Source organism: Janthinobacterium sp. SUN206, assembly GCF_030587305.1.
Lineage (GTDB): Bacteria > Pseudomonadota > Gammaproteobacteria > Burkholderiales > Burkholderiaceae_D > Janthinobacterium > Janthinobacterium kumbetense.
In genome coordinates this window covers 20,221-43,195 of the sequence record NZ_JAPWIB010000003.1, presented here as the reverse complement: position 1 = coordinate 43,195, position 22,975 = coordinate 20,221, and the positions used below count along the sequence as shown (strand labels likewise).

The window sequence follows — 22,975 nt, the reverse complement described above, 5'->3', positions numbered from 1 at the left end:
ATGACTTCTGAGACCATTTCCAGCACCGCCCCCGCCGCTCCCGCCGCCTACAACCCGAGCGAAAAGCAAAAAGGCGCCAGCAAGACTTCGCGCATCCCGATCAAGATCATTCCGATCGAGCAAGTCGAGCGCCTGAAAAAGCCGGACTGGATCCGCGTCAAGGCCGCTTCGGCATCGACCCGCTTCTATGAAATCAAGGACATCCTGCGCGAAAACAAACTCGTGACGGTGTGCGAGGAAGCCAGCTGCCCGAACATCGGCGAATGCTTCGGCAAGGGCACGGCCACCTTCATGATCATGGGCGACAAGTGCACGCGCCGCTGCCCGTTCTGCGACGTCGGCCATGGCCGCCCGGATCCGCTGGATAAGGAAGAGCCGGCCAACCTGTCGAAAACCATCGCCAAGCTGCGCCTGAACTACGTCGTCATCACCTCCGTCGACCGCGATGACTTGCGCGACGGCGGCGCCGGCCATTTCGTCGAGTGCATCCAGCAAACGCGCGCCCTGTCGCCGAACACCCGCATCGAAGTGCTGGTGCCCGACTTCCGCGGCCGCCTGGAAAAAGCCCTGAACCTGTTCAAGGATGGCTTGCCTGACGTCATGAACCACAACCTGGAAACGGCGCCGCGCCTGTACAAGGAAGCCCGTCCCGGTTCCGACTACATGCACTCGCTGAAGCTGCTGAAAGACTTCAAGGCCATGTACCCGGACGTGAAGACCAAGTCCGGCATCATGGTGGGCCTGGGCGAGACGGACGAGGAAATCCTGCAAGTCATGCGCGACATGCGCGAGCACGACATCGACATGCTGACCATCGGCCAATACCTGGCCCCATCGAACAGCCACTTGCCCGTACGCCGCTACGTGCACCCGGACGTGTTCAAAATGTTCGAGGAAGAAGCCTATAAAATGGGCTTCACCCACGCCGCCGTGGGCGCCATGGTGCGCAGCTCGTACCACGCGGATGAACAGGCGCACAGCGCCGGCGTGGAATCGGCGCTGAATTTCTAAGCCCTTTGTGCTGTATCAAGCCGCCCGCTGCAGAGCCGGGCGGCTTTTTTTTTGCCTGTGCGTATCGTATGCGCCTCATCCGGCCGGGCGTTCTATACTATCGTGCTGAAAATGCATGGTTGACGAATAGGCTATGAGGTGAGGCATGGACGTACGCATCGACGCATCGTGGAAGGCGCGGCTGGAGGCTGATTTCGCCGAACCTTACTGGGAACGCCTGGCCGCCTTCGTGAAGGCGGAATATGCGGCGGGGCCGTGCTGTCCACCCGGCAAAACCATCTTCCGGGCCTTCGACCTGACGCCGTTCGAGCAGGTGAAAGTCGTGATCCTGGGGCAAGACCCGTACCACACGCCGGGCGCGGCCATGGGACTGTGCTTTTCCATCCCCGACGGCACGCCGCCGCAGCCCAGCCTGCAGAATATTTTCAAGGAATTACAGAGCGACGCAGGCGTCGTACGCACCCGGACGGATTTGTCCGACTGGGCGCAGCAAGGGGTATTTTTGCTCAACAGCGTGCTGACCGTGCGCGCGGGGGCGGCCGGTACGCATGCGGGCAAGGGCTGGGAAAAGCTGACGGACAGCGCCATCCGCCACCTGTCCGCCGAGCGCAGCAATCTCGTCTTCATCCTGTGGGGCGGCTACGCGCAAGCCAAGCGGCCCCTGATCGACCCCGGCAAGCACCTGGTGCTGACGGCGCCCCATCCATCTCCCTTGTCGGCGAATAAAGGTTTCTTTGGCAGCAAGCCGTTCAGCCTGGCAAATGCGTATTTGCAAGCGCACGGCCAGGCGGCCATCGCCTGGGGATAAGGCATGACACGGTACGGCAACCGACAGCGGCAGGCGTTGCTCCCTGCCGCTGTCTTCGCGCGTAACTCTTAAAAACTCGTCGATAAACCCGCATAGATGCTGCGGCGGGCGCCGTACTGCGGCGCTCCCACGCCCACGCCGGAACCGTCGCGCAGCAGGTAGGACTTGTCGAACAGGTTGATCAGGGCCAAACGTCCTTCCACCTTGCCGACCGGCGTATTTTTCCACGTGTGCGTGAGCGCCGTGTTGACGGTGAAGTAACTCGGCAAATGGCCTGAATTCGGCGCGCCGCCATCCGGCGTCATGCGCAGGCCGCTGCCGTAGAGGAAGTCAGCGCTCACTTGCGAATCGCCGAAGTGATAATGGCCGCCGCCGGACAGCGTGTATTTCTGGTCATGATCGAGATAGACATAGTTCTTGCTGATGTAGTTCAACTCATCGGCGCCAAACAGGGCCTGGCCCGAATTGATGTTGCGGCCCTGCGCCTTTTGCGTGCTGGCGTTGAGGAACAGGCCCCAGTTTTTCTCGCTGTAGATGGCCGACAATTCCAGGCCCTTGGCGTAGCCATCCGCATAGTTGAACGGCGTCAAAATCAATGCCTGGCCGAACTGGCCTTCGTCCAGCAGGTTGTTGATCTTTTTATAGTACACATCGGCCGTCACGGTCAGCTTCGGACTCACCTGGTGGCTGATGCCCACGTCGTAATAATGCGTGCGCTCGGCCTTGACGTTGTCCGACTGGCCGATTTCCGGCGCATTCGTCGTGTTCGCGTACAGGTCGATGCTGCCTTGCGCCGCCAGTTCCTGCGGCGGCGGCGTGAAGTAGCGCGAATAGCCCGCGTGCAGGGCCGTGCCCGGCGCCAGCTGGTATGCCAGGTTCACGCGCGGACTCCATTGCTGCTCGCTCGTGTAGGCCGAGACCTTGTCGAAACGGGCGCCATAGTTCAGGGTCAAGGGCTTGCTGATATGCCATTCATCCTGCAGGTAGAAACTGGCCAGGGTGCCCGTCTTGCCGCTGTTGTCGACGATGGAAACCGGCGTGGTGGCGCTTTGCGCGCCGTCCAGCGCCGGGAAGACGGCCACCGTGTTGTCGCTCGTCGTCTTCTGGCGCGTGTAGGCCAGGCCGGCGCGCACGGTATGGTCCTGGTGCAACTTGTAGCTGATATCGAACTGGGCACCCGAGGCGCTGTTCGCGCGGCGCGAATCCGAGGCCACGCCGTTGTAGATCAGGTCGCCGATGGAGTCCGGCGTGAAGTGCAGCTCCGAATACTGGTGGAAGGCGGAGACCTGGTAATTGAGGTCGCCCAGGCTCTTTTGCAGCGACAGCACGAGGAAGCGGTTCACTTCGCGCTGGTTTTCATTCAGCTGCGACGACGGCAAGGTGGACGTGCCCGCCTGCGCATCGCTGTGACCGGCCAGCGAGAAGCCCGGCGCCTGGTCCGGATTGTTCGGGATCTGGAAGCGGCCGTTATACGTGCCGAACATGGCGCCCAGGCGCGTGTTGTCATCAAGGAAATACGACAGGCTGCCGAACGATTTGTTCTGGCGCGTCTTGTCGTGCAGGGCGCTGCGCGTGTCCTGCGGGTTTTCCACGCCCAGGGAATTGCCCAGGTAGCTGCCGGACAGGTAGTAATTGAACTTGCCCACGCTGCCGAAAAATTCCGCACTCGGCTCCACATGGTCGTGGCTGCCGACCATGATGCCGATGCGCCCGCCCGGCGTCATGCCGCCCTCCTTCGTTTCGATGTCGACGATGCCGGCCGTGCGCAGGCCGAACTGGGCCGGCAAGGCGCCCGTCATGAAATCCGTCCTGTCGATCAGGCGCGTGTCGATCGACTGGCCAAAGCCGCTGATGCTTTCCGGCAATTGCACGCCATTGATGCGGTATTGCACGTTGGCATGGTCGTCGCGCACGTGCAGGGCGCCGGAACCCTTCGAATCCTGCGATACGCCCGGCAGGCGCAGCAGCACTTCATTGAACGGCGTGTTGTCGCCCTGGCCCAGCATGTCGACCATGTGGCTGTCGATGCTGTAGATGGTGGTGCCGACTTTCGGCGACAGCTCGATGCGCGCGCTTTTCAAATGGGCGGACGTGACTTCCACTTTTTGCATCTCTTGCGGGGCAGCATCGGCGCCGGACGCTGCCGGGCTGGCATCCGCGGGCTCGGCGGCATGGGCGGAAAAGCTGAACAGGCTGGCAAGGGCGAGCGACAGCGCGCTCAGGCGTGGTGTGTGTTGCATGGTGAACCTCGAAAATAGTCTACGCCAGGCGGCCCGGCGCGCATGAGGACGCGGCGGTGCAGCCTGAAAAAAGGATAAAAACAGCGTGGGAACTACAACGAGGCGGCAGGCGGGCCGCGCACGGGCGGCAAGATGAGGGCGGCGGCGGGCGCCAGGGTGGCGGGCGCGATGGCCAGCAAGCGGTACGGCAATAACTGGGCGGGCGGCTCGGTGACGGCCGGCGGCACGGCGATATCGGCCACCTTGTCGATGACGGTGGCGCACAGCGCGCACTCTTCCGCGTCGAGGCTGGTCTTGTGCAGGTGCGAGGCGGCCGTCGACAGCAGCAACACGAGGGCCAGCGCACTGAATAGCGCCACGCACAGCCGCCACGGCGTGCGCGCGAGGGCGGCGGCACCGTGATGAGCAAGCTTGCGGGTGGGCTGGCGGGAAGACATGGGCGCATAGTAGCAAGAAAAACGCCGCCTTGTCAGCGCTTGTTGCGTCATTTGCGCCGGAGCGAGCTTACAGGGTGGCGCGCAAGTCGCGCGGCGACAGGCCGTAATGCTGGCGAAAACGGGCCGCGAAGCGCGAGGGCGAGGCGTAGCCGCAGGCGGCGGCGATGTCGCCAATGGGTAAGATGCCAGATTGCAATTCTTGCAAGGCCAGGCCCAGGCGCACGTCTTCCAGGATGGCGCGGAAGTGACGTTGTTCCAGGGCCAGCTGGCGGCGCAGCGTGGACGCGCCCAGGTGCAGCTGGCTGGCGACCTTGGCCACGCTCCAGTCGGCGGCCGGGTCCAGCAGCAAGGGGCCGCAGTGGCCGCCCAGGGCCAGAGCCAGCAGCAAGCCTTCGGCCTGGTGCGCCAGCAGCGCGGGCGGGCTACCGGCAGCCAGGCTGGCCATCAGCTGGTCCCAGGCCAGCGCCGCGTGGTCATCGAGCGGCACGCACAAGCTGGCCGTGGCCGCCTGGCGCAGCTGGCCATCGACCAGGCTGCCATGGCGCGCGCGGAAACGGGCGATCAGGGCTGGCGAAAAACTCAGCACTTCGGCCCGGTAGCCTTGCGTGCCGGGCAGGTTGGCCACGCCCAGTTCCTGGCCCGCCGGCATCAGCACCACGTCGTGCGTCCCGGCGCGCGCCTGGCGAGCGCCCCATTCCAGCAGTTTTACTCCCTGCCGCACGCGGCACAGGGCGCTCTGGAAGACGGGTACGCGGCGCAGGGTTTGCGCGCGGCGCGCCTCGATGGTGCCGTGGGCGATGCGCAGTTCGCTCAGGGCCACCGCTTCCATCTTATCTTCCATACAGTCCCGTCAGCTGTGCCTTGCCCAGCACGTTGGCGTTGAGCATGTAGCCGAGCATGGCGCCGCTGGCCTGTTGATCCAGGGGCAGCTTGTCCACGCCCAAGGCCCAGACCGTGATCTGATAGCGGTGCGCCTTGTCGCCGGGCGGTGGGCAGGCGCCGCCGTAGGCGCTGTCGCCGAAATCGTTGCGTCCTTGGATGGCGCCCGCTGGCAGGGTGCCGGCCGTGGCGCCGCCCGGCAAGGAAGTGGTGCCGGCGGGCAGATTGAATACGCTCCAGTGCCACCAGCCGCTGCCCGTCGGCGCGTCCGGGTCGTACAGGGTGACGGCGTAGCTTTTGGTGCCGGCCGGCGCGCCGTGCCACGACAGCTGCGGCGCCAGGTTGCCGCCCGTGCAGCCGAAGCCCTGGAACACTTGCGCAGGTGCCAGGGTCTGGCCAGGGGCGATGTCGGTGCTCGATACCGTGAAATCGGCCGCGTGGGCGCCCAGGTGCAGAGCGAGGCCCAAGGTGGCGGCGAAGAGGCGGGCAGTGGTCATGGTTTTCCTTTCGATGAAGTATAGGGGAAAGTGTATGCCTTGCAACATTCCTCCGCGATGCCGATGCGCTCGCTGATGGTGCCGAAACGCTCGGTTTCCTCCAATTCGCGCGTTCTGATGAGCGTGTTGTATGGTTCTTCCCTTTCTTGCCGCACGTGATTTTCACTGCAGGGCTTTCATGCTATCGTTTCGCAGCCCAAAATTCCCAGAGTCCCCCTTCATGTCCAAGCGCCCGATCCCATGGCTGTTAGCCAAGCTGCACCTGTATGCGGGCCTGTGGTTCGGCGCCCTGTTCGTCCTGCTGGGCTTGACGGGGTCCGCCATCGCCTGGATGCCGGAACTCGATGCATATCTGAATCCTAATTTGCTGCAGGCGAGCACGCCCGCGCCCGGCCAGGTGTTCCAGGTGACGCCGCGCACGCTGCAAGCGGTGGTGGACCAGCTGACTGCCGACCCCGCCTACGGCCAGCCTTCGCAGCTCAATCCGCCCGCCGATGCGCGCGACGTGTACGTGGCGTCGTACCGCCAGGCCGGCAAGCCGTCGCCCTTCAGCCAGGCCATCGTGCGCCAGGTGATGGTCGACCCCTACACCCTGCAAGTCAAAGGCGAGCGCGACTGGGGCCGTTTCGGCCTCACGCGCCCGCTGCTGATGTCGGGCATGTTTCATTTGCACCGCTATGTATTGTCCGGCGAAGTGGGCAAGACCATTACCGGCATTTCCGGCGTGATGCTGCTGTTGATGGCGCTCACCGGTATCTATCTGTGGTGGCCGCGCCTGCAGTGGACGGCGGTCAAGCGCGCGCTGACGGTGTCGCATGGCGGTTCCTGGCCCCGTTTTCATTATACGTTGCACAAGGCGGCCGGCTTCTTTGCCGCGCCCGTGCTGGCTGTGCTCGCTTTTTCCGGCATCTATTTCAATTTGCCGCAATTGATCGTGCCGCTGGTGGAGCTGGTGTCGACGGTGCCGGATACGGCAAAATTGAAGAATGTGGCGCAGGACGGTGCCATGCTCGATGCGGGCCAGGCCATGGCCGCCGCGCAGCTGCTGTATCCGCAGGCGCGCGTGTCGCGCATCGTGCTGCCGGCGAAAAAGGACCAGCCGTATGACGTGCGCGTGCGCCAGCCCGGCGAAATCGCCCACGGCGACGGCGCCACGCGCATTACCCTGGACGCGCGCAGCGGCTTGCCCCTGCGCATACGCGATCCCTTGCGGGCGCCGGCCGGCGATGTTTTCCTCGGCTGGCAATTCCCCCTGCATTCGGGCCAGGCGTTCGGCGTGGCCGGGCGCACCTTCATTACCGTCTTCGGTTTGATGCCGCTGCTGTTCTTGCTGACGGGCAGTTTGGTGTGGTGGAAACGGCGGCGTGGCCGGAAATAGGCGGTTGCCAAACCGCTGCGGGGAAAGTTGCTATCATCATAGTATTTTCCGGCAGATCCGCTGTCCGGATTCACCCGCACAAGGACCCGCATGAGCAATCCCGACATCACCGTAGCAATGTTGAATGAACGCGGCACCGGCCGCCTGCCCGGCCACCTGGGCATCGTCATCACGGCAGTGGGCGACGGCCAGCTGACGGCGGAATTGCCCGTGCTGCCGCACTTGCTGGCGCCGAATGGCTACCTGCATGCGGGCAGCGTGGTGACCCTGGCCGACACGGCTTCCGGCTATGGCTGCATCGTCAACCTGCCCGAAGGCGCGAGCAATTTCACGACCATCGAGTTGAAATCGAACCACCTGGGCACGGCCCGCGAAGGCACGCTCACCTGCACGGCGAAAGTCGAGCACAAGGGCCGCAACACGCAAGTGTGGGATGCCGTGGTGAAAAGCAAGGAAACGGGCAAGACTATTGCCCTGTTCCGCTGCACGCAGATGATTCTGTATCCTAAATAAGCTTAGATTTTCACCCAGTTACCCTTGTACAAGATTGGTCCCGTCGGTCCGTTCGGATCCGGCGAACCGCCTTTCGGCTCCAGGGTGACGGCCAGCAAGGCCACGTCGCTGCCGATGGCGCGCTGCGACAGGGCCAGTTTCACGTTGCCCTTGTCTGCCAGCAAGCCGAGCGAACGTGGGTTGCCGCTCTTCGGCACGGCCCACAGTTCCAGATCCTTATCACTCGGCACGGGCGCGTTGCCGACCATGCGCACCTCGAGCGCCCCATGGCGGCTGTCGGCCGTCAGCAGCAGGGCCGTTTGCGCTTTCTCGTCCGTCAGGCTGGCCACATAGCTGATCTGCGGCGCATCCATCACGCGCGTGGCCACGACGATCACCAGCAGCGCGGCGATGGCGCTCGACGCCATGCCCAGGCCACGCCAGAACGCCAGCGAATCGCGCAGCCAGGACTTGCCGCCCTGCGGACGCAGGTGCAGGCGCTGCTCGATCTGTTGCCAGACGCGCTTGGGCGGCGCCACGGGCGTGGCAAATTCGGCCATCGGTTCCAGGCGCTGGCGCCATTCGGCCGTGATATTGCGCAAGTCGGCGTCGTTGTGCAGCCAGCCTTCGAAACGCCGCCGCGCGCCCCCTTTCAGGGTGCCCAGCACGTATTCGGACGCCAGTTTCTGGCGCAGCACGTCATTGCCGCGGATATTCATGATGCCTCCCGTTTCGCCAGGCACGTGCGCAGCCGTTCCAGGCTGCGCCGTATCCAGGTCTTCACGGTGCCGATCGGCAGCGACATCTGCTGCGCCACTTCGCTATGTGACAGGTCGTGATAGAACGCCAGGGCGACCACCTGCCGGTGCAGCCCTTCCAGGGCGGACATGCAAAACGCCAGCGCCTTGGCGTCACCGCTCAGCTGCAGTGACTCGATCGGCGTGGCCTGGGGGTCTCGGAGTGCATTCATGACTTCGCTATCAAACTGTTCGGCATCGATTTCCACGGTATCGTCGCTGCGCCGCAGCACATCGAACGCCTTGTTGCGCACGATGGTGGCCATCCAGGTCATCGGCGCCGCCAGATGGCTCTGGTAAGCGGCGGCGTTGTTCCAGATGGCGACGAACCCCTCTTGCAAGGCTTCTTCAGCGAGCTCTTGCTTATGCAATATACGCAGCGCGAAGCCAAACAGTTTCGATGAGGTGGAGTTATATAGCTGGCGGAACGCGGTGGCGTCCTTGTTGCCGGCGGCGAGCAGCCAGGTTTTCAGTTGCTGCGGGTCGAGCGATTGGGCGGCTGGGGACACGGCTGGCCTTCACAAGGTGAGTGGGATCACGCAAGGGAAGGTTATAACAGATTGGCAACACCTGGCAACAGGGTTTTGTGCGGTGTTCCCCTCGTCTTCAACGCCTCACAGAAGCGTAGCGAGCGGAAGTGAGTTGCGGCGGAGAAGCGGAACTGTGCTTGAGCACAGTGAGCATCGCAGGCTGCAAATCGCGACGCGCAGTAGCTTATGTGAGACGTTTAGCCGGCGATGGCGGATTCGAGCAGCTTGTGCAGTTCAGCGAATTCCGGCTTGCCCACGTAGCGCTTGAGGATCTTGCCCTGTTTGTCCAGGACGAAGGTGGTGGGCGTGAGGGCCACGTCGCCGTAGGCCTTGGCCGCCTCGCCCGTCACGTCGAGCGCCACCTTGAACGGCAGCTGGCGCGTTTCGGCGAAGTTCAGCACGTAGTTGGCCGGATCGTATTTCATGGCCACGGCCACGAATTCCAGTCCCTGCCCCTTGTACTTGTTGTAGGTGTCGACCATTTCCGGCATTTCCGCCACGCAAGTCGTACACGAGGTGGCCCAGAAATTGACCATCACCACCTTGCCGCGCAGGCTGTTTGACGTGATTTTCTCGCCATGGATGCCGTGGAAGGTCACGTCCGGCGCGCTTTGCTTGTCATTCAGCGACAGATAGCCGGCTGCTGCCACGCCCGCCACGAAGACGGCGATCAGGGCTGGCTTGATCCAGGACTTGCTTGCGGATGGCGAAGTTGACATGGTTTTCACTTGAAAAGCGGGGCGATGCGGCCACGATGCGACTATTATAGCCGCCGCATCGTTAGCGCGCCCTAGGTCGGATGGCGGAGGCGCTTACTGCTGTACCGTGTCGCTGACGGTGCTCGTCGTGCGTTGCTGCGGCGGGTCCGGCTGCAATTGCTTCAGTTCCGCTTCCGAAATGTAGTCGAACAGCTTGACCACTTTCTGCACGCCGCCCACGCCGCGCGCCACGTCGGCCGCGACCGTGCCTTCGCGCTGGGTGACTCTGCCCATCAGGAAGACGGTGGCGTTCTCGGTGACGACCTTGAACGAGGCAGCCGAGATGGTTTTCATGTCGACCAGGCTGGCCTTGACCTTGGTGGTGATCAGCGCGTCGTTCGAGCGCGAGGTATAGCTGGCCGGGCCGGCGATGATCAATTCATTCGCCACCGATTCCACGCCCTCGATATTGCGCACTTCGCGCTCGACGGCATTTTTCATCGCCTCGTCGCGCACTTCGCCCGTCAGCAGGACGCGGCGGTTGAAACTGGTGACGTTCACGTGGCCCACGTCGCCCACGATGGAGGGGATGCGCGACTCGCCTTTCAGGGCGATCGACTTGTCTTCGGTCTGCGCGCCCAGGGTGCGGCGGTCCGCTGCGGCCACGCCGCCCATCACCGCGCCGCCGACCATCAATTCGATGCAGCCGGTGAGCGAAGTAAGCATGGCGCCGCACAGCAGTGCGGTGGCCAGCGGGCGTTGTACGCGTTTCCAGCCTGGGCCAGTACCGAATTTAGTCATTCACGTCTCCTCCGAATAGGGCGACATCGATGCCGTCGCAGATGCAATGTATGGTGGTCAGATGGACTTCCTGGATGCGCGCCGTGCGCTCGGCCGGCACGCAGATATGCACGTCGGCGTCCGTCAGCATCTTGCCGATGGCACCGCCGTCCTTGCCCGTCAGCGCCACGACGCGCATTTCGCGCTCGAGCGCCGCTTCCACGGCGGCCATTACGTTGGCCGAATTGCCCGACGTGGAGATGGCCAGCAGGATGTCGCCGGCCTGGCCGAACGCCTGCACCTGCTTCGAGAAGATCTCGCGGTAGCTGTAATCGTTCGCCACGGCCGTCAGGATGGACGTATCCGTCGTCAGCGCCAGGGCCGGCAGCGGAAAGCGCTCGCGTTCGAAGCGTCCGACCAGCTCGGCCGCGAAATGCTGGCAGTCGGCGGCGGAACCGCCGTTGCCGCAGGCGAGGATCTTGTTGCCGTTGGACAATGCATAAAACATCAGGTCGATCGCCTGCGCAATCGGTTGCGCCAGTACGGTGGCGGCCTGGATCTTGAGTTCGGCACTTTCGTGGAAGTGCGAGAGGATGCGTTGATTATTCATAGTCTGCCGATTATAGTGCAGGCGCGCGGCATGGCGGACAAGCACTGTTAAAAATGCTTACATATCGAGGATGTTCTTCAGCCAGCTGATGCGCCCGCCATCGATGGCCAGCGCGTCGAAGCGGCAAGGCGGCAGCGTCTTTTGTGTCAGCAGCCAGGTTTGCGCGGCCAGCACCATGCGCCGCTGCTTGGCCGGCGTGATGCTGGCCAGGGCGCCGCCGTAGGCTGTACTGCTGCGCAGCCGCACTTCGACGAAAACGATGGCGGCGCCGTCGCGCATGATCAGGTCGAGTTCCCCGCCCTTGCACAGATAGTTGCGTTGCAGCAGCACCAAGCCTTGCAGCAACAGATACGCGAGCGCATCGTCTTCCCCTTGCCGTCCCCGTTCCCGTTTGTTCCAGAAAGCGAAGGGCGGCATGGCGTGTCCTTATTGCGCCGGCGGCAAGGCGGCCGGTGTTGTTGCCGTGGACGGCGGCCAAGTACCCAGCACGCCCTGCTGGTAGGTGGCGGCCTGTTCCGTGCGTTCGAACACGCTTTGATCACCGTCAAAGCGCACGGCCAGGCGGCCCGTCACGCCATCGAGGATAAATGGCGCGTTCGGCCGCAGCGCCACTTCGCGCGCCACGCGGAAGGCATCGATGCCCAGCGCGTACAGGCGTTCCATGTCGGCCGTCAGCCGGCGTTCGGCGGGCTGCTCGGGTTGTGGATACACCATCACTTGCGGATGGTCGCGCTGCACTTGCCATGGCAAGTCCAGCAGACGCGCGCCGTCGAGTTCCGGGCCGCTGGCGCCGCGTCCGGCGCCGGGATTCAAGGACGAGGTGCCATACAGCGGTAAATCGCTGCCGATGGCCACGCGCAGCTGGCGCGCCTGGTCGGCGTCGAGCGCGGCAAACAGCAGGCCCGGCGGCGTGGCGGCCAGGCGCGCGCGCAGCTGCACCAGCTCGGCATCGCTCAGGTAGCCATTCGTGGCCGTCAAGTCCATGGTCTCGATCTTGCCGCCCTGGCGCAGCCATTCCTGCTTGAAGGCGGCGCTGATGCGGCGCTGCGAGGGCGAACCGGCCGACAGGACCAGCGCGCTGGCGCCCGGCTGTTCGCTGGCGGCCCAGGCGGCGACCTGGCGCGCTTCCGCCTCGATCGACAAGCCCATCACCAGCAGCTTGGCAGGCAGGCGCGCGTCGCCGCGGTTGTCCGGGTGGTTCAGGGCGATCGTCGGTTTTCGTACCAGGTCGCTGTTCGCCACGGCCGTGACGGCCGAGCGCGACAAAGGCCCGACGACGATGTCCTGTTCTTCCTGCGCTTGCGCAAACTTGTTCAGGACGTCGCTGCTGCCATCGCCCGTATCGATCACCGTCACTTCAAAGCCGCTGCGGTCGCGCTCGTACGCGGCCATGAAACCGGCGCGCAGCAATTCGGCGGCCGGTCCCAGGGAAGCCGAGCGCAGCGGCAGCAGCAGGCCGATGTGGTGGACATTGCCGTCGGACGGCGCCGGCGCCGTGGCGGCCGGCATGTCGAGCGGCGTGCCGGTGGCCGGTTTGTTCTTGATAGGCGCGAGTGGCGCGCCGTTGCCGTCGTACGCGGTAATATCGGGCACGGCCACGGCGAAAGTGACGGGTTCGGGTGCGGGCGGCTTCGGCGGCAGGGGCGGTGGCAGCGGCTTCGGTGGCGGCAGCGCCCTTGTGTTAGATTCAATAGGCGCGCACAATTGCCCGGGCGCGTCGCAAGGCGTGCTGCAAGCGCTCAGCATGCCGGTCGCGGCACAAACAAGCAGTAACTTCACACTATTAGCAAGCATTTAACCTCCAAAATGACCGTACAAGAAATCAGTTCCATCGCCAGCCTGCCCATCATGACAGAGGCGGCGCACCAGGTCTATCCTATCGCAACATTGTATATAGTGGCCACGCCGATCGGCAATGTGACCGATATCAGCCTGCGCGCGCTGCATTTGCTGAGCCTTGCCGATGCCGTCGCCTGTGAAGATACGCGCAATACGGCGCACCTGCTGACGCGCTTTGGCTTGAACAAGCCGTTGATTGCGGCGCATCAACATAACGAACGCGAAGTGGCGCAAACTTTGATTGCCCGCCTGCACGCCGGCGAGCGCATCGCCCTCGTCTCCGACGCCGGCACGCCCGCCGTGTCCGACCCGGGCGCGCGCATCGTCGACGCCGTGCGCGCGGCCGGCTTGCGCGTGCTGCCCCTGCCCGGCCCATCGGCGGCGATCACGGCCATTTCCGCCAGCGGCTTGCTGAATGATCAGTTTTACTTTGTCGGCTTCCTGCCAGCCAAGGCCAAGCAGCGCGAAAACATGCTGCACAGCCTGCGCGGCGTGACGGCCACGATGGTGTTCTATGAAGCGCCGCACCGCATCCTCGATTGCGCCACGGCCCTGGCGGCGGCGTTCGAGCCGACGCGCCAGGTGGTGTTCGCGCGCGAACTGACGAAACTGTTCGAGGAAATCCACCGCTGCCCCCTGTCCGAAGCGGAGGCGTGGATACGCGCCGATGCGCACCGCGAAAAGGGAGAGTTCGTCGTCCTGCTGGAAGGCGCCACGGAAGCGCAGGACGCGGAAGACGTGGAAGCGGAACGCATCTTGAACATTTTATTGGCCGAATGCAGCGTCAAGCAGGCGGCGAATTTGACGGCGCAGATCACGGGCCGCAAGAAAAACGCCCTGTATGAACGGGCGTTGCAGTTGAAGGGGCAGGAATAAGGCGATCAGGACGGTGGCTGGACATCGAGCGCCTGTGCCGCCGCGAGCAGTTGTTGCACATGCTCGATCAACTCGTCGACAAAGCCCTGCGTGACATCCAGCTCGCCCTCGTATTCCGCCAGGTTGCGCTTCTTGTGCGCCTGGCTTAACAGCAGCCATTGCTGTGGCGTGAAACCCAGCGTGTGTTCCAGGCTTTGAAAGACGAGATAGCGATTGTCGCTGCGATAACCATGTTGACGCAGCGCAGACAAGGCAGCTGCATGCGCCGCGTTATATGCCAGGTCGAAGCGGCTTTCCAGCGACAGTATCGACTGCCTGGCATCGCGCAGGCGCACGGTAGCCGAGCGCAGCAAGCCGGCCCGTTCGCGTGCGTCCGGTGGCTCAGCCTTGAGCTGGTCGATGCGTGCCAGGTTCGCCAGCGCCGGTGAGCTTGATGAAGTCATCATTGGCTCCTTTGACAAAAATCTTGGGCTGGTCGAGGACCCGCACCACGAACGACTTGCCGTCGTCTATTCTGTGCCGCCATTCTGCCGGCGTGTACAAGGTGGGATTGATGCTGCGTCCCAATTGGTGCTCTGCCGGTTGCAGCGCCGCCAGTAGCTGGGCGTTCGATGCCATGCTGCCGATCACCATCAGGTCGATGTCGCTGTGTGCGTGTTCCGTGCCCTTGGCCATCGAACCGTACACAAAGGCCAGGTCGATTTCCTGCCAGTATGGCTGTAGCGCCACGCGCAGCACGTCGGCGACGCCAAAGGTTTTCAGCACGATGCTGCGCAGTTCGTCGAAGATGGGTGCCGCGTGATTCGCCTGATAATGCTTTTGGTTGCCCACTTTTTTCACCGTGACCAGGGCCGACTTCTCCAGCTTGGCCAGCTCGCGCTGCACGGCGCCCGACCCCATGGCTGCGAAGGCGATGATTTCATTCGCATAGAAAGAGCGTTGCGCCTGGCCAAAGAGCAAGGCCAGCACGCGTTGCTGTGTCTTGGAAAACAATGTGCCTGCATAAATACCCATATTGGGTATGATAGTACCCAATATGGGTAGAGTCAATCACGTCTTCACCACTTGCAGCCGCTATCCTTCTTGTCGAGCAGCATCAGCACGGGCGCCAGCAAGCCCGCGCCGGAATAGGCCGTGCGGCAATCGCCGCGCTTGCCTTGTGCGATGTCGCGCGCCAGCTGGGTTTCCGTTTGCAGCGGCTTGTCGGGGATTTGCCCCACGGCCGTGCCCACCTTGGACGGATCGCGTTCGCCCGCCATCTTGCGCGCCGTTTTTCTGGCCGCTTCCATGTCGAATTTCGGCGTTTCCGGGGTTTCTTGCCTGAAGGTATCGGCACTGGCCGCTGGCGTGGCCGGTGATGCCGGCACGACCGTGATGGCTTGCGGGCTGGCCGCTGGCGTCACGGTGGCCGCCGGCGTTTCCCGGACCGTGGCGACCTTTGGCTTGCTGATGGGCTTGGGTTCGCGTTTTGGCTTGACCACTTCGGCGGGCGGCGGCGGGGGCTTGGCGGCCAGCGGACGTATCCACACGGCGATCGATTCCACGCGCGGGGCCGTGTCCATCCGCGCGGCCGGCTGCACATGGCGCCATAGATAGATCAAGGCGCCATGCAGCAGCAGGGACACGGCGATGCCCAGCACGATGCCGCGGCGGTTCGGCAGGGGCCGGCCACCGTCGCTTCTTTCTATCCTGAACTCCATTGCCGTCGTCACCTTCATGTCTGATCGGGAAAACTTGCCAAGCCAGTGTCGCATACTTCAATCGTTTTGAAAAATACATGGATTCCAGTGCCGCGCGTAAATAATTTACACAGAGTTTCACCTGACCCTTGACCGAAATCGATACGGCCTGTATTATCTTGGTCTTCGGAGTGTGGCGCAGCCCGGTAGCGCACCTGGTTTGGGACCAGGGGGTCCAAGGTTCGAATCCTTGTACTCCGACCAAATTTGTAGAAAAAAACCCAAGAGTTTAGGCTCTTGGGTTTTTTTTCGTCTGTCGCGCCTGCGGCGCGAGGCCGGCAGCAAAAAGGGGCCGCAGCCCCTTTGCATTTACCCCAGGCGTTTCGCCGCGATGGCGTTGCCGGCCCGGCTGGAACCTTTGCGCCCCAGCTGCTGCGAGATGAACTGCCCCGCATCGACGACCAGGTCCAGGTCGATGCCGGTGGCAATGCCCAGCCCCTGCATCAGGTACAGCACGTCTTCGGTGGCCACGTTGCCGGTGGCGCCCTTGGCGTACGGGCAGCCGCCCAGGCCGGAGACGGACGAGTGATAGATCGCGATGCCCGTTTCCAGGCTGGCGTAGATGTTCGCCAGCGCCTGGCCATAGGTGTCGTGGAAGTGGCCGGACAGGCCTCCCACGTGGAAAGCCTGGATCGCGCGCTCCATTACCGCCTGCGTCTTGCGCGGCGTGGCCACGCCGATGGTGTCGGCGATGTCGATTTCGTCGCAGCCCAGGTCGCGCATGCGTTTCACCACGTCGGCCACGGCGTCGAGCGGCACGTCGCCCTGGTAGGGGCAGCCGAAGGCGCAGCTGATGCTGCCGCGCAGGCGCAGGCCGTGTTCCTTGGCCGCTTTCGCCACGCCTTCGAAGCGGGCGATCGATTCGGCGATGGAGCAGTTGATGTTCTTTTGCGAGAACGCCTCGGAGGCGGAGCCGAAGATCACCACTTCATCGGCCTGCGCCGCCAGCGCGGCATCGAAACCCTGCATGTTCGGCGTCAGCGCCGAATAAATGGTGCCGGGGCGGCGCGCGATTTTCTGCATGACTTCCGCGCTGGTGGCCATCTGCGGCACCCATTTCGGCGACACGAAGGACGCCGCCTCGATATTGGCGAAGCCGGCCAACGTCAGGCGGTCGACCAGTTCGATCTTGACGGCGGCGCTGATGGTTTCCTTCTCGTTTTGCAGGCCGTCGCGCGGACCCACTTCGACGATCTTGACCTGCTTGGGCAGACTGGTAGTAGGGTTCATCTCAATATCCTTGCAAACGGTTGACGATGCCGGCGACAGAGTCGCCGGCGTGCAGGCGGCGCATCTTGGCGGCGATTTGCGCCACGCTTTCGCGGCGCAGGGTGGCGGCCGAAATATGCGGCGTGATGGTGATGCGCGGTTCTTGCCAGAACGGGTGCTGCTGCGGCAGCGGCTCGTTGCGGAACACGTCCAAGGTCGCTCCGGCGATGTGCCCGGAGCGGATCAGGGTCAGCAAATCCGGTTCGGCGAGATGCGCACCGCGCGCCACGTTGATGACGTAGGCGCCCGGCAGCAGCATCGACAGGCGCGCGCGGTCGAGCAGGTTGTGCGTGTCCGGCGTGAGCGGCAGCATGCAGACCAGCACGCGCGTGCCGCGTAAAAAGGCTTCCAGCTCCTCTTCGCCCGCAAAGCACTGCACGCCATCGACGTGTTTCTGGCTGCGGCTCCAGCCGCGCAGGGGGAATTCGAACTGCGCCAGCGCTTGCAGCACGCGGGTGCCCAGCACGCCCATGCCAAGCACGCCGACGGGGAAATCCCCCTTGTCGAATGCGGGCAGCGGTTGCCAGATGCCGGCGCGGCCCTGCGCCTCGTAGTCGTCGAAACGGCGGAAGTGGCGCAGCACGGCGTGGCTCACATATTCGGCCATCTGCACGCCCATGCCTGCGTCATCGAGGCGCACCAGCGGCACGTGGGCCGGCAGCGCCTCGCCGAATTTCAGCAGCGCGTCGACGCCCGCGCCCGTGTTGAAGATGGCTTTGACTTCGCTCAATACGGGCAGCATGGCGGCGGGCGGCTGCCACACGACGGCATAGTCGCAAGGCGCGAACGACTCGCCCTCGCGCCAGAAGACAATTTCGGCTTCGGGCAGCAAGTCGCGGAAGTCGCTGATCCACGCCGCTTCCTTGCCGTCCGCGCGCTGTAACAGGATGCGCATCGAGGTTTCCAAGAGCGCTCCTCAGGCGGCGGCCTTGAAGGCCAGCAGCGGCGCGCCATCGGCCACCTGGTCGCCGACCGCGTACAGCACCTCTTCCACCAGGCCGTCGTGCGGCGCGGCGATCGTGTGCTCCATCTTCATCGCTTCCATGATGACCAGCGGCTCGCCCTTCTTGACGTCCTGGCCTTGATTGACCAGCACGGCGACGACCTTGCCCGGCATCGGCGCCGTCAGGCGGCCGCCTTCCGCTTCCGTTTCGCCCGCATGCGCCATCGGGTCGCTGTAGTGCAGGGTGTGGTGCAAGCCGCTGGTGAACACGTGGAATTGCTCGCCGTCGCGCAGCACGGTGCCATGCACGGCACGCTCGCCCAGCTTGATGTGCAGCTCGTTGCCTTTGCGCGCCGTCAAGGTCAGGGGCTGGCCGTTGAACAGCCAGCCATCCGTCTGGTAGGCGATGCGCGCGGCATAGGCCTTGCTGTCGCCGGCCAGCGCGAATTCGTCGGCAAACGCCAGGCTGCGTCCCAGGGTGCTGTTCAAGCGCCAGCCCAGGGCATTGCCCCACGGGTCGGCGCGGTTGGCCGACTGCGTTTCGGCGGCCGCTTTTTCTTCCAGCAGCAGGGCCACGGACGCCAGCGCCAGGGCCGTGTCGGGCGCCGCCTGCAGGGCGGGGAACAGCGACGCTTGATTGCGCTCGATCAAACCCGTGTCCAGGTCCGCGCTGGAAAATGCCTGGCCTTCGACCAGGCGTTTCAGGAAGGCGATATTGCTGGCCAATCCCACGATCTGGTATTCCGACAGCGCTTGCGCCATGCGCGCCAGCGCTTCGCGGCGGTCCGCGCCCCAGACGATCAACTTGGCGATCATCGGGTCGTAGAATGGCGAAATGGCGTCGCCTTCGCGCACGCCCGAATCGATGCGCACGGACGCCGGCACGACCGTGCCACCCAGTTCGAACGTGACGGCCGATGGCGACTGCATGTGGCGCAGGGTGCCGATCGACGGCAGGAAGCCCTTCTCCGGATTTTCCGCGTAGATGCGCGCCTCGATGGCGTGGCCGTGGATCGCCAGTTCGCTCTGTTTTTTCGGCAGCGGCTCGCCAAAGGCGACGCGCAACTGCCATTCCACCAGGTCGGTGCCGGTGATCATTTCCGTCACCGGATGCTCGACCTGCAGGCGCGTGTTCATCTCCATGAAGTAGAACGAGCCATCCTGGTTGGCGATGAATTCCACCGTGCCCGCGCCCACGTAGCCGACGGCCTTGGCGGCGGCGACGGCCGCTTCGCCCATGGCTGCGCGGCGCTCGGCCGGCATGCCCGGCGCCGGCGCTTCTTCCAGCACCTTTTGATGGCGGCGCTGCACCGAGCAATCGCGCTCGAACAGGTAGATGCAGTTGCCGAGCGTATCGGCGAACACCTGGATTTCGATATGCCGCGGGCGCGACAGGTATTTTTCGGCCAGCACCTTGTCGTCGCCGAAAGAGCTGATCGCTTCGCGCTTGCACGAGGCCAGCGCGGCCTTGAAGTCGGCGCTGTTGTCGATGACGCGCATGCCCTTGCCGCCGCCGCCGGCCGAAGCCTTCAGCAGGACGGGGTAGCCGATCTTGTCTGCTTGCGTGTGCAAAAAGTCCGCATCCTGTTCCTCGCCATGGTAGCCGGGCACCAGCGGGACATTCGCTTTTTCCATCAGCGACTTGGCGGCCGATTTGGAGCCCATGGCGCGCATGGCGGACGCCGGCGGGCCGATGAAGACGAGGCCCGCCGCGTGGCAGGCGTCGGCGAAATCCGCGTTTTCGGACAGGAAGCCGTAGCCGGGGTGGATCGCCTGTGCGCCAGTGGCCAGCGCCACGGCGATGATCTTGTCGCCGCACAGATAGCTTTCCTTGGCCGGCGCGGGGCCGATCAGGACGGCTTCGTCGCACACGGCGACGTGCTTGGCGTTGGCGTCCGCTTCCGAATACACGGCGACGGTCTGGATGCCCATGCGGCGCGCGGTAGCGGCGACACGGCAAGCGATTTCGCCGCGGTTGGCGATCAGGATTTTAGTGAACATGGTCTCTCTCTTTGCAGCTCGTGGCTGGAAGTTTTTTATCTGAGGTGTCGCGATGAAGGAATGCGCCCTGGTGGGGCGCATTCCGATGGCTGGATCAGCAGCCGCACTTCTCTTTCTGTACCGAGTCCAGCATGGCGCCGCGCGTTTGCAGGCCCAGCTTGTTCAACAGGACGCGGTCGTCTTCCGCTTCCGGGTTGTCGGTGGTGAGCAGCTTGTCGCCGTAGAAGATGGAATTGGCGCCAGCCAGGAAGCACATGGCTTGCACGGCTTCGCCCATCTGGCGGCGACCCGCCGACAGGCGCACGCGCGCCTTCGGCATGGTGATGCGGGCCACGGCGATGGTGCGCACGAATTCGAACGGATCGAGCGCTTCCATGCCATACAGTGGCGTGCCTTCCACCTGCACCAGGTGGTTGACGGGCACCGATTCCGGATACGGATTCAGATTGGCCAGCTGGGCGATCAGGCCCGCGCGCTGCAAGCGCGTTTCACCCATGCCGACGATGCCGCCGCAGCATACTTTCAAGCCTGCTTCGCGCACGCGGCCCAGGGTGTCCAGGCGGTCCTGGTATTCGCGCGTCGAGATGACGTTGTCGTAGAACTCGGGCGCCGTATCGAGGTTATGGTTGTAGAAGTCGAGGCCCGCGTTCTTCAGGCGGTCCGCTTGTCCTTCTTCCAGCATACCCAAAGTAGCGCATGTTTCCAGGCCCAGCGCCTTGACCTTGGTCACCATCTCTTCGACTTTTTCCATGTCGCGCTCTTTCGGGCTGCGCCAGGCGGCGCCCATGCAGAAGCGCGTGGCGCCGTTGGCTTTTGCCTGGCGCGCCGCGTCGAGCACCGTGTCGATGTCGAGGATTTTTTTCGCTTCCACGCCCGTGTCGTAGCGGGCCGCCTGCGGGCAGTAGCCGCAGTCTTCCTCGCAGCCGCCCGTCTTGATCGACAACAGGGTCGCCAGTTCCACGTCGCCGTCGGGGAAGTTGACGCGGTGGGTTTGCTGGGCCTTGAACATCAGGTCATTGAATGGCAGGTCGAACAGGGCCAGCACGTCGGCGACGGGCCAGGTGGCCGCTTCCGGCACGGTGATGCGCGCCGCAGGGCGGTGCAGTTCGACGGTTTTTGCTGCTTCTTGGACTAAAGACATGGTGATTCCTTCGCTTCTATTTTTTAGCTACATTAAGTGTTGGGATGCTGCGCCGGCCAGTTGGGCAAGCCGGTGAAATCGAGATAGGACGCCGCCGCTTGCGCGCTCGGCTGCGCAAGGCGCGGCACCCTGCCCAGCAGCGGCGCCGGGATGCGCTCGATCAGCGCATCGATATTTTCGTCGAGGAAGCGCATTTCCACTTCCAGCGTGTTGGCGACCCAGCCGACGACCGTCAAGCCGCGCGCCTCGACGGCTTCCACCGTCAGCAAGGCCTGACTGATGCAGCCCAGGCGCATGCCGACCACGAGGATCACGGGCAGGTCGAGCTGCTGCGCCAGGTCGGCCGAGTCGAAACCGGGCGACAGCGGCACGCGGAATCCGCCCACGCCTTCGACCACCACGGCGTCCGAGGCGGCGGCGATTTCCAGGTAGGCGGCCAGGATGGGCACCGATTCGATGCTCACGCCTTCGAGCGCGGCGGCGATATGCGGCGCGGCCGGTTCCTTCAGCATGTAGGGCGTCGTCAGGCTGCGCAGCATGGTAACGTTGCCGGCCGCGATCAGGCTGTCGGCGTCTTCATTATGCAGTTCGCCATCGCGCATCTCGGCGCCGGCGGCGACCGGCTTCATGCCGCAGGCGCGCACGCCGCGCGCGACCAGCGCGTGCAGCAGGGCCGACGACGTCAATGTCTTGCCGATTTCCGTGTCGGTGCCGGTGACGAAACAGGCAAAGCGCGAGGGCAGGCCGGCAATGGCCGGAGCCGGCTGCACGGCCGGCGCCAGGTCCGCCAGCACTTCCGCCACGATAGGGTCATCAAGGCTCATGGCGAGTCCTTTCCAGGGTGTTGACTGCGTTGATCAATTGCGCCACTTCCTGCGCCGTGTGGCCGGCCGACAGGGTGACGCGCAGGCGCGCCGACCCCGCCGGCACGGTGGGCGGGCGGATGGCGCCGACCCACAGGCCCTGTTCATACAGGGTGGCGGCGATGTCCAGCATGTCCGCGTTCTCGCCGATGATGACGGGCTGGATGGCGGTCACCGAGGGCAAGGCTTGCCAGCGTTGCAGCTGCAGGCCGTCGTTCCATTGCGCCACCAGCGCCGCCAGGTGGGCGCGGCGCTGCCGGCCTTCCTCGCTGGCGATGATGTCCAGGCTGGCCAGCAGCGCATGCGCCAGCGCGGGCGCCGCCGCCGTGGTGAAGATGTAGGGGCGCGCCTTCTGTATCAGGGTGTCGATCACGGCTTCGTGCGCGCACACAAAGGCGCCGCCCACGCCGGCCGACTTGCCCAGGGTGCCCACGTACACGAGGTAGGGCGAATGCAGGTCGAAGTGTTCGAGCGCGCCGCGGCCGTTGGCTCCCAGCGCGCCGAAGCCGTGCGCGTCGTCGACCACCAGCCAGGCGCCGTATTGTTCGCACAGGGCCAGCAGCGCGGGCAGCGGCGCCAGGTCGCCATCCATGCTGAAGACGCTGTCGGTGACGACGATCTTGGTTTTCGCCGTGCTGGCCGCCAGCAGTGCCGCCAGGGCATCGAGGTCGGCGTGCGGATATACGCGCGTTTTCACGCGGGCCAGGCGCGTGCCGTCGATCAGCGAGGCGTGGTTCAGCGCTTCCGAGAAAATCTCCGCGTCCGCGTCGCCCGCCGACAGGGCCGTCAGCACGGCCAGATTGGCCATGTAGCCGGTGCAGAAATACAGGGCGCGGGCGTTTTCCAGGTTGGCGCCCACGAAATTGGCCAGGCGCTCTTCCAGCTGCGCGTGGGCGCGGCCATGGCCGCTGATCAGGTGCGACGCGCCGCTGCCCGCGCCATACAGGTCGGCGCCCTCTTTCAGCGCCGCGACGATGCGCGGATGCGACGCCAGGCCCAGGTAGTCATTGCTGCAAAAGGCCAGCATGGCGCGGCCGTCCACCGTCAGGCGCGGCGCGCACGGCGTGTCGACGGTGCGGCGGCGGCGGATCAGGCTGCGCTCTTCCAGCCCTTGCAGCTGCTGTTGTAATCGGGCGATCAGTTCCAT

At 64.4% G+C, this 22,975-nt stretch carries 25 protein-coding genes and 1 tRNA gene; 6 read left to right on the top strand and 20 right to left on the bottom strand.

Going from position 1 to position 22,975, the window contains the following annotated elements:
• Together lipA and O3300_RS17140 are read left to right on the top strand one after the other, a co-directional pair.
• Entirely contained in the window at positions 1-1,011 is a 1,011-nt protein-coding gene (lipA, locus tag O3300_RS17145) for a lipoyl synthase (protein WP_077398299.1), read from the top strand.
• A gap of 145 nt (positions 1,012-1,156) precedes the next feature.
• The gene (locus tag O3300_RS17140; protein WP_305053624.1) at positions 1,157-1,819 is read left to right on the top strand and encodes a uracil-DNA glycosylase; all 663 of its coding nucleotides are present in this window, start codon (positions 1,157-1,159) and stop codon (positions 1,817-1,819) included.
• Between the two features lie 68 nt (positions 1,820-1,887).
• Here the strand turns inward: O3300_RS17140 and O3300_RS17135 are convergent, their stop codons facing one another.
• From O3300_RS17135 to O3300_RS17120, 4 genes are all read right to left on the bottom strand, one after another.
• Positions 1,888-4,059, bottom strand: coding sequence for a TonB-dependent receptor (locus O3300_RS17135; RefSeq protein WP_305053623.1), 2,172 nt, complete (start codon positions 4,057-4,059; stop codon positions 1,888-1,890).
• 92 nt (positions 4,060-4,151) lie between these two features.
• Positions 4,152-4,496, bottom strand: coding sequence for a hypothetical protein (locus O3300_RS17130; protein ID WP_305053622.1), 345 nt, complete (start codon positions 4,494-4,496; stop codon positions 4,152-4,154).
• Positions 4,497-4,563: 67 nt separating this feature from the next.
• A complete protein-coding gene (locus tag O3300_RS17125; protein WP_305053621.1) occupies positions 4,564-5,337 on the bottom strand; it encodes a helix-turn-helix transcriptional regulator in 774 nt (257 codons plus the stop codon).
• Entirely contained in the window at positions 5,327-5,872 is a 546-nt protein-coding gene (locus O3300_RS17120; RefSeq protein WP_289899746.1) for a YbhB/YbcL family Raf kinase inhibitor-like protein, read from the bottom strand. The genes O3300_RS17125 and O3300_RS17120 overlap by 11 nt, the downstream gene beginning before the upstream one ends.
• Before the next feature lie 220 nt (positions 5,873-6,092).
• Here O3300_RS17120 and O3300_RS17115 point away from each other — a divergent pair, with 220 nt between their 5' ends.
• The gene (locus tag O3300_RS17115; RefSeq protein WP_305053620.1) at positions 6,093-7,250 is read left to right on the top strand and encodes a PepSY domain-containing protein; all 1,158 of its coding nucleotides are present in this window, start codon (positions 6,093-6,095) and stop codon (positions 7,248-7,250) included.
• 90 nt (positions 7,251-7,340) lie between these two features.
• Positions 7,341-7,763: a PaaI family thioesterase gene (locus O3300_RS17110; protein ID WP_076564607.1), complete on the top strand. Its 423-nt coding sequence runs from the start codon at positions 7,341-7,343 to the stop codon at positions 7,761-7,763.
• A 2-nt stretch (positions 7,764-7,765) separates the two neighbouring features.
• On the opposite strand, the gene O3300_RS17105 is transcribed toward O3300_RS17110, so the two are convergent.
• From O3300_RS17105 to O3300_RS17075, 7 genes are all read right to left on the bottom strand, one after another.
• Positions 7,766-8,461, bottom strand: coding sequence for an anti-sigma factor domain-containing protein (locus O3300_RS17105; RefSeq protein WP_305053619.1), 696 nt, complete (start codon positions 8,459-8,461; stop codon positions 7,766-7,768).
• A complete protein-coding gene (locus O3300_RS17100) occupies positions 8,458-9,048 on the bottom strand; it encodes a sigma-70 family RNA polymerase sigma factor (RefSeq protein WP_077398290.1) in 591 nt (196 codons plus the stop codon). Before O3300_RS17100 ends, O3300_RS17105 begins: the two co-directional genes overlap by 4 nt.
• Before the next feature lie 218 nt (positions 9,049-9,266).
• The gene (locus tag O3300_RS17095) at positions 9,267-9,788 is read right to left on the bottom strand and encodes a peroxiredoxin (protein WP_305053618.1); all 522 of its coding nucleotides are present in this window, start codon (positions 9,786-9,788) and stop codon (positions 9,267-9,269) included.
• Between the two features lie 93 nt (positions 9,789-9,881).
• Complete coding sequence (locus O3300_RS17090; RefSeq protein WP_077398288.1) at positions 9,882-10,568, bottom strand: BON domain-containing protein; 687 nt, start codon at positions 10,566-10,568, stop codon at positions 9,882-9,884.
• Positions 10,561-11,157, bottom strand: a complete 597-nt coding sequence (locus O3300_RS17085) for a phosphoheptose isomerase (protein WP_034752465.1) — start codon at positions 11,155-11,157, stop codon at positions 10,561-10,563. The genes O3300_RS17090 and O3300_RS17085 overlap by 8 nt, the downstream gene beginning before the upstream one ends.
• A gap of 57 nt (positions 11,158-11,214) precedes the next feature.
• Positions 11,215-11,574 (bottom strand): YraN family protein, encoded by a 360-nt coding sequence (locus O3300_RS17080; RefSeq protein WP_099666026.1) that lies wholly within the window; start codon positions 11,572-11,574, stop codon positions 11,215-11,217.
• 9 nt (positions 11,575-11,583) lie between these two features.
• On the bottom strand, positions 11,584-12,750 hold the full coding sequence (locus tag O3300_RS17075) for a penicillin-binding protein activator (RefSeq protein WP_305053617.1): 1,167 nt from the start codon (positions 12,748-12,750) through the stop codon (positions 11,584-11,586).
• A 213-nt stretch (positions 12,751-12,963) separates the two neighbouring features.
• On the opposite strand from O3300_RS17075, the gene rsmI reads away from it, so the two are divergent.
• The gene (gene rsmI, locus O3300_RS17070; RefSeq protein ID WP_289906072.1) at positions 12,964-13,872 is read left to right on the top strand and encodes a 16S rRNA (cytidine(1402)-2'-O)-methyltransferase; all 909 of its coding nucleotides are present in this window, start codon (positions 12,964-12,966) and stop codon (positions 13,870-13,872) included.
• Positions 13,873-13,877: 5 nt separating this feature from the next.
• Here the strand turns inward: rsmI and O3300_RS17065 are convergent, their stop codons facing one another.
• From O3300_RS17065 to O3300_RS17055, 3 genes are all read right to left on the bottom strand, one after another.
• Positions 13,878-14,315 carry a hypothetical protein gene (locus tag O3300_RS17065; protein WP_305053616.1) on the bottom strand — a complete coding sequence of 146 codons (438 nt, stop codon included), beginning with the start codon at positions 14,313-14,315 and terminating at the stop codon, positions 13,878-13,880.
• Positions 14,254-14,865, bottom strand: a complete 612-nt coding sequence (locus tag O3300_RS17060; RefSeq protein ID WP_305053615.1) for a nucleotidyltransferase domain-containing protein — start codon at positions 14,863-14,865, stop codon at positions 14,254-14,256. The genes O3300_RS17065 and O3300_RS17060 overlap by 62 nt, the downstream gene beginning before the upstream one ends.
• Positions 14,866-14,930: 65 nt before the next feature.
• Positions 14,931-15,626 (bottom strand): hypothetical protein, encoded by a 696-nt coding sequence (locus O3300_RS17055; RefSeq protein ID WP_305053614.1) that lies wholly within the window; start codon positions 15,624-15,626, stop codon positions 14,931-14,933.
• 112 nt (positions 15,627-15,738) lie between these two features.
• Here O3300_RS17055 and O3300_RS17050 point away from each other — a divergent pair.
• A tRNA-Pro gene (locus tag O3300_RS17050) sits at positions 15,739-15,815 on the top strand.
• A gap of 105 nt (positions 15,816-15,920) precedes the next feature.
• Here O3300_RS17050 and O3300_RS17045 read toward each other — a convergent pair.
• The 6 genes from O3300_RS17045 to bioF all read right to left on the bottom strand — a co-directional run bounded on the left by O3300_RS17045 (position 15,921) and on the right by bioF (position 22,975).
• Entirely contained in the window at positions 15,921-16,841 is a 921-nt protein-coding gene (locus O3300_RS17045; RefSeq protein ID WP_099666031.1) for a hydroxymethylglutaryl-CoA lyase, read from the bottom strand.
• 1 nt (position 16,842) lies between these two features.
• Positions 16,843-17,775 (bottom strand): glyoxylate/hydroxypyruvate reductase A, encoded by a 933-nt coding sequence (locus O3300_RS17040; RefSeq protein ID WP_305053968.1) that lies wholly within the window; start codon positions 17,773-17,775, stop codon positions 16,843-16,845.
• A gap of 21 nt (positions 17,776-17,796) precedes the next feature.
• Positions 17,797-19,824: an acetyl/propionyl/methylcrotonyl-CoA carboxylase subunit alpha gene (locus O3300_RS17035; RefSeq protein WP_099666033.1), complete on the bottom strand. Its 2,028-nt coding sequence runs from the start codon at positions 19,822-19,824 to the stop codon at positions 17,797-17,799.
• 94 nt (positions 19,825-19,918) lie between these two features.
• On the bottom strand, positions 19,919-20,965 hold the full coding sequence (gene bioB / locus O3300_RS17030) for a biotin synthase BioB (RefSeq protein ID WP_099666034.1): 1,047 nt from the start codon (positions 20,963-20,965) through the stop codon (positions 19,919-19,921).
• Positions 20,966-20,997: 32 nt separating this feature from the next.
• Positions 20,998-21,789 (bottom strand): dethiobiotin synthase, encoded by a 792-nt coding sequence (gene bioD, locus O3300_RS17025; protein ID WP_305053613.1) that lies wholly within the window; start codon positions 21,787-21,789, stop codon positions 20,998-21,000.
• Entirely contained in the window at positions 21,779-22,975 is a 1,197-nt protein-coding gene (gene bioF / locus O3300_RS17020; protein ID WP_305053612.1) for an 8-amino-7-oxononanoate synthase, read from the bottom strand. Before bioF ends, bioD begins: the two co-directional genes overlap by 11 nt.

Excerpts from the sequence above, each read along its gene's own strand:
- rsmI (WP_289906072.1), top strand. The coding sequence starts at position 12,964 with ATGACCGTACAAGAAATCAGTTCCATCGCCAGCCTGCCCATCATGACA.
- O3300_RS17115 (WP_305053620.1), top strand. The coding sequence starts at position 6,093 with ATGTCCAAGCGCCCGATCCCATGGCTGTTAGCCAAGCTGCACCTGTAT.
- O3300_RS17085 (WP_034752465.1), bottom strand. The coding sequence starts at position 11,157 with ATGAATAATCAACGCATCCTCTCGCACTTCCACGAAAGTGCCGAACTC.
- lipA (WP_077398299.1), top strand. The coding sequence starts at position 1 with ATGACTTCTGAGACCATTTCCAGCACCGCCCCCGCCGCTCCCGCCGCC.
- O3300_RS17135 (WP_305053623.1), bottom strand. The coding sequence starts at position 4,059 with ATGCAACACACACCACGCCTGAGCGCGCTGTCGCTCGCCCTTGCCAGC.
- O3300_RS17065 (WP_305053616.1), bottom strand. The coding sequence starts at position 14,315 with ATGACTTCATCAAGCTCACCGGCGCTGGCGAACCTGGCACGCATCGAC.
- bioD (WP_305053613.1), bottom strand. The coding sequence starts at position 21,789 with ATGAGCCTTGATGACCCTATCGTGGCGGAAGTGCTGGCGGACCTGGCG.
- O3300_RS17125 (WP_305053621.1), bottom strand. The coding sequence starts at position 5,337 with ATGGAAGATAAGATGGAAGCGGTGGCCCTGAGCGAACTGCGCATCGCC.
- O3300_RS17110 (WP_076564607.1), top strand. The coding sequence starts at position 7,341 with ATGAGCAATCCCGACATCACCGTAGCAATGTTGAATGAACGCGGCACC.
- O3300_RS17055 (WP_305053614.1), bottom strand. The coding sequence starts at position 15,626 with ATGCGACACTGGCTTGGCAAGTTTTCCCGATCAGACATGAAGGTGACG.
- O3300_RS17080 (WP_099666026.1), bottom strand. The coding sequence starts at position 11,574 with ATGCCGCCCTTCGCTTTCTGGAACAAACGGGAACGGGGACGGCAAGGG.
- O3300_RS17045 (WP_099666031.1), bottom strand. The coding sequence starts at position 16,841 with ATGAACCCTACTACCAGTCTGCCCAAGCAGGTCAAGATCGTCGAAGTG.
- bioB (WP_099666034.1), bottom strand. The coding sequence starts at position 20,965 with ATGTCTTTAGTCCAAGAAGCAGCAAAAACCGTCGAACTGCACCGCCCT.
- O3300_RS17105 (WP_305053619.1), bottom strand. The coding sequence starts at position 8,461 with ATGAATATCCGCGGCAATGACGTGCTGCGCCAGAAACTGGCGTCCGAA.
- O3300_RS17035 (WP_099666033.1), bottom strand. The coding sequence starts at position 19,824 with ATGTTCACTAAAATCCTGATCGCCAACCGCGGCGAAATCGCTTGCCGT.
- O3300_RS17140 (WP_305053624.1), top strand. The coding sequence starts at position 1,157 with ATGGACGTACGCATCGACGCATCGTGGAAGGCGCGGCTGGAGGCTGAT.
- O3300_RS17095 (WP_305053618.1), bottom strand. The coding sequence starts at position 9,788 with ATGTCAACTTCGCCATCCGCAAGCAAGTCCTGGATCAAGCCAGCCCTG.
- O3300_RS17120 (WP_289899746.1), bottom strand. The coding sequence starts at position 5,872 with ATGACCACTGCCCGCCTCTTCGCCGCCACCTTGGGCCTCGCTCTGCAC.
- bioF (WP_305053612.1), bottom strand. The coding sequence starts at position 22,975 with ATGGAACTGATCGCCCGATTACAACAGCAGCTGCAAGGGCTGGAAGAG.
- O3300_RS17090 (WP_077398288.1), bottom strand. The coding sequence starts at position 10,568 with ATGACTAAATTCGGTACTGGCCCAGGCTGGAAACGCGTACAACGCCCG.
- O3300_RS17130 (WP_305053622.1), bottom strand. The coding sequence starts at position 4,496 with ATGTCTTCCCGCCAGCCCACCCGCAAGCTTGCTCATCACGGTGCCGCC.
- O3300_RS17040 (WP_305053968.1), bottom strand. The coding sequence starts at position 17,775 with ATGCGCATCCTGTTACAGCGCGCGGACGGCAAGGAAGCGGCGTGGATC.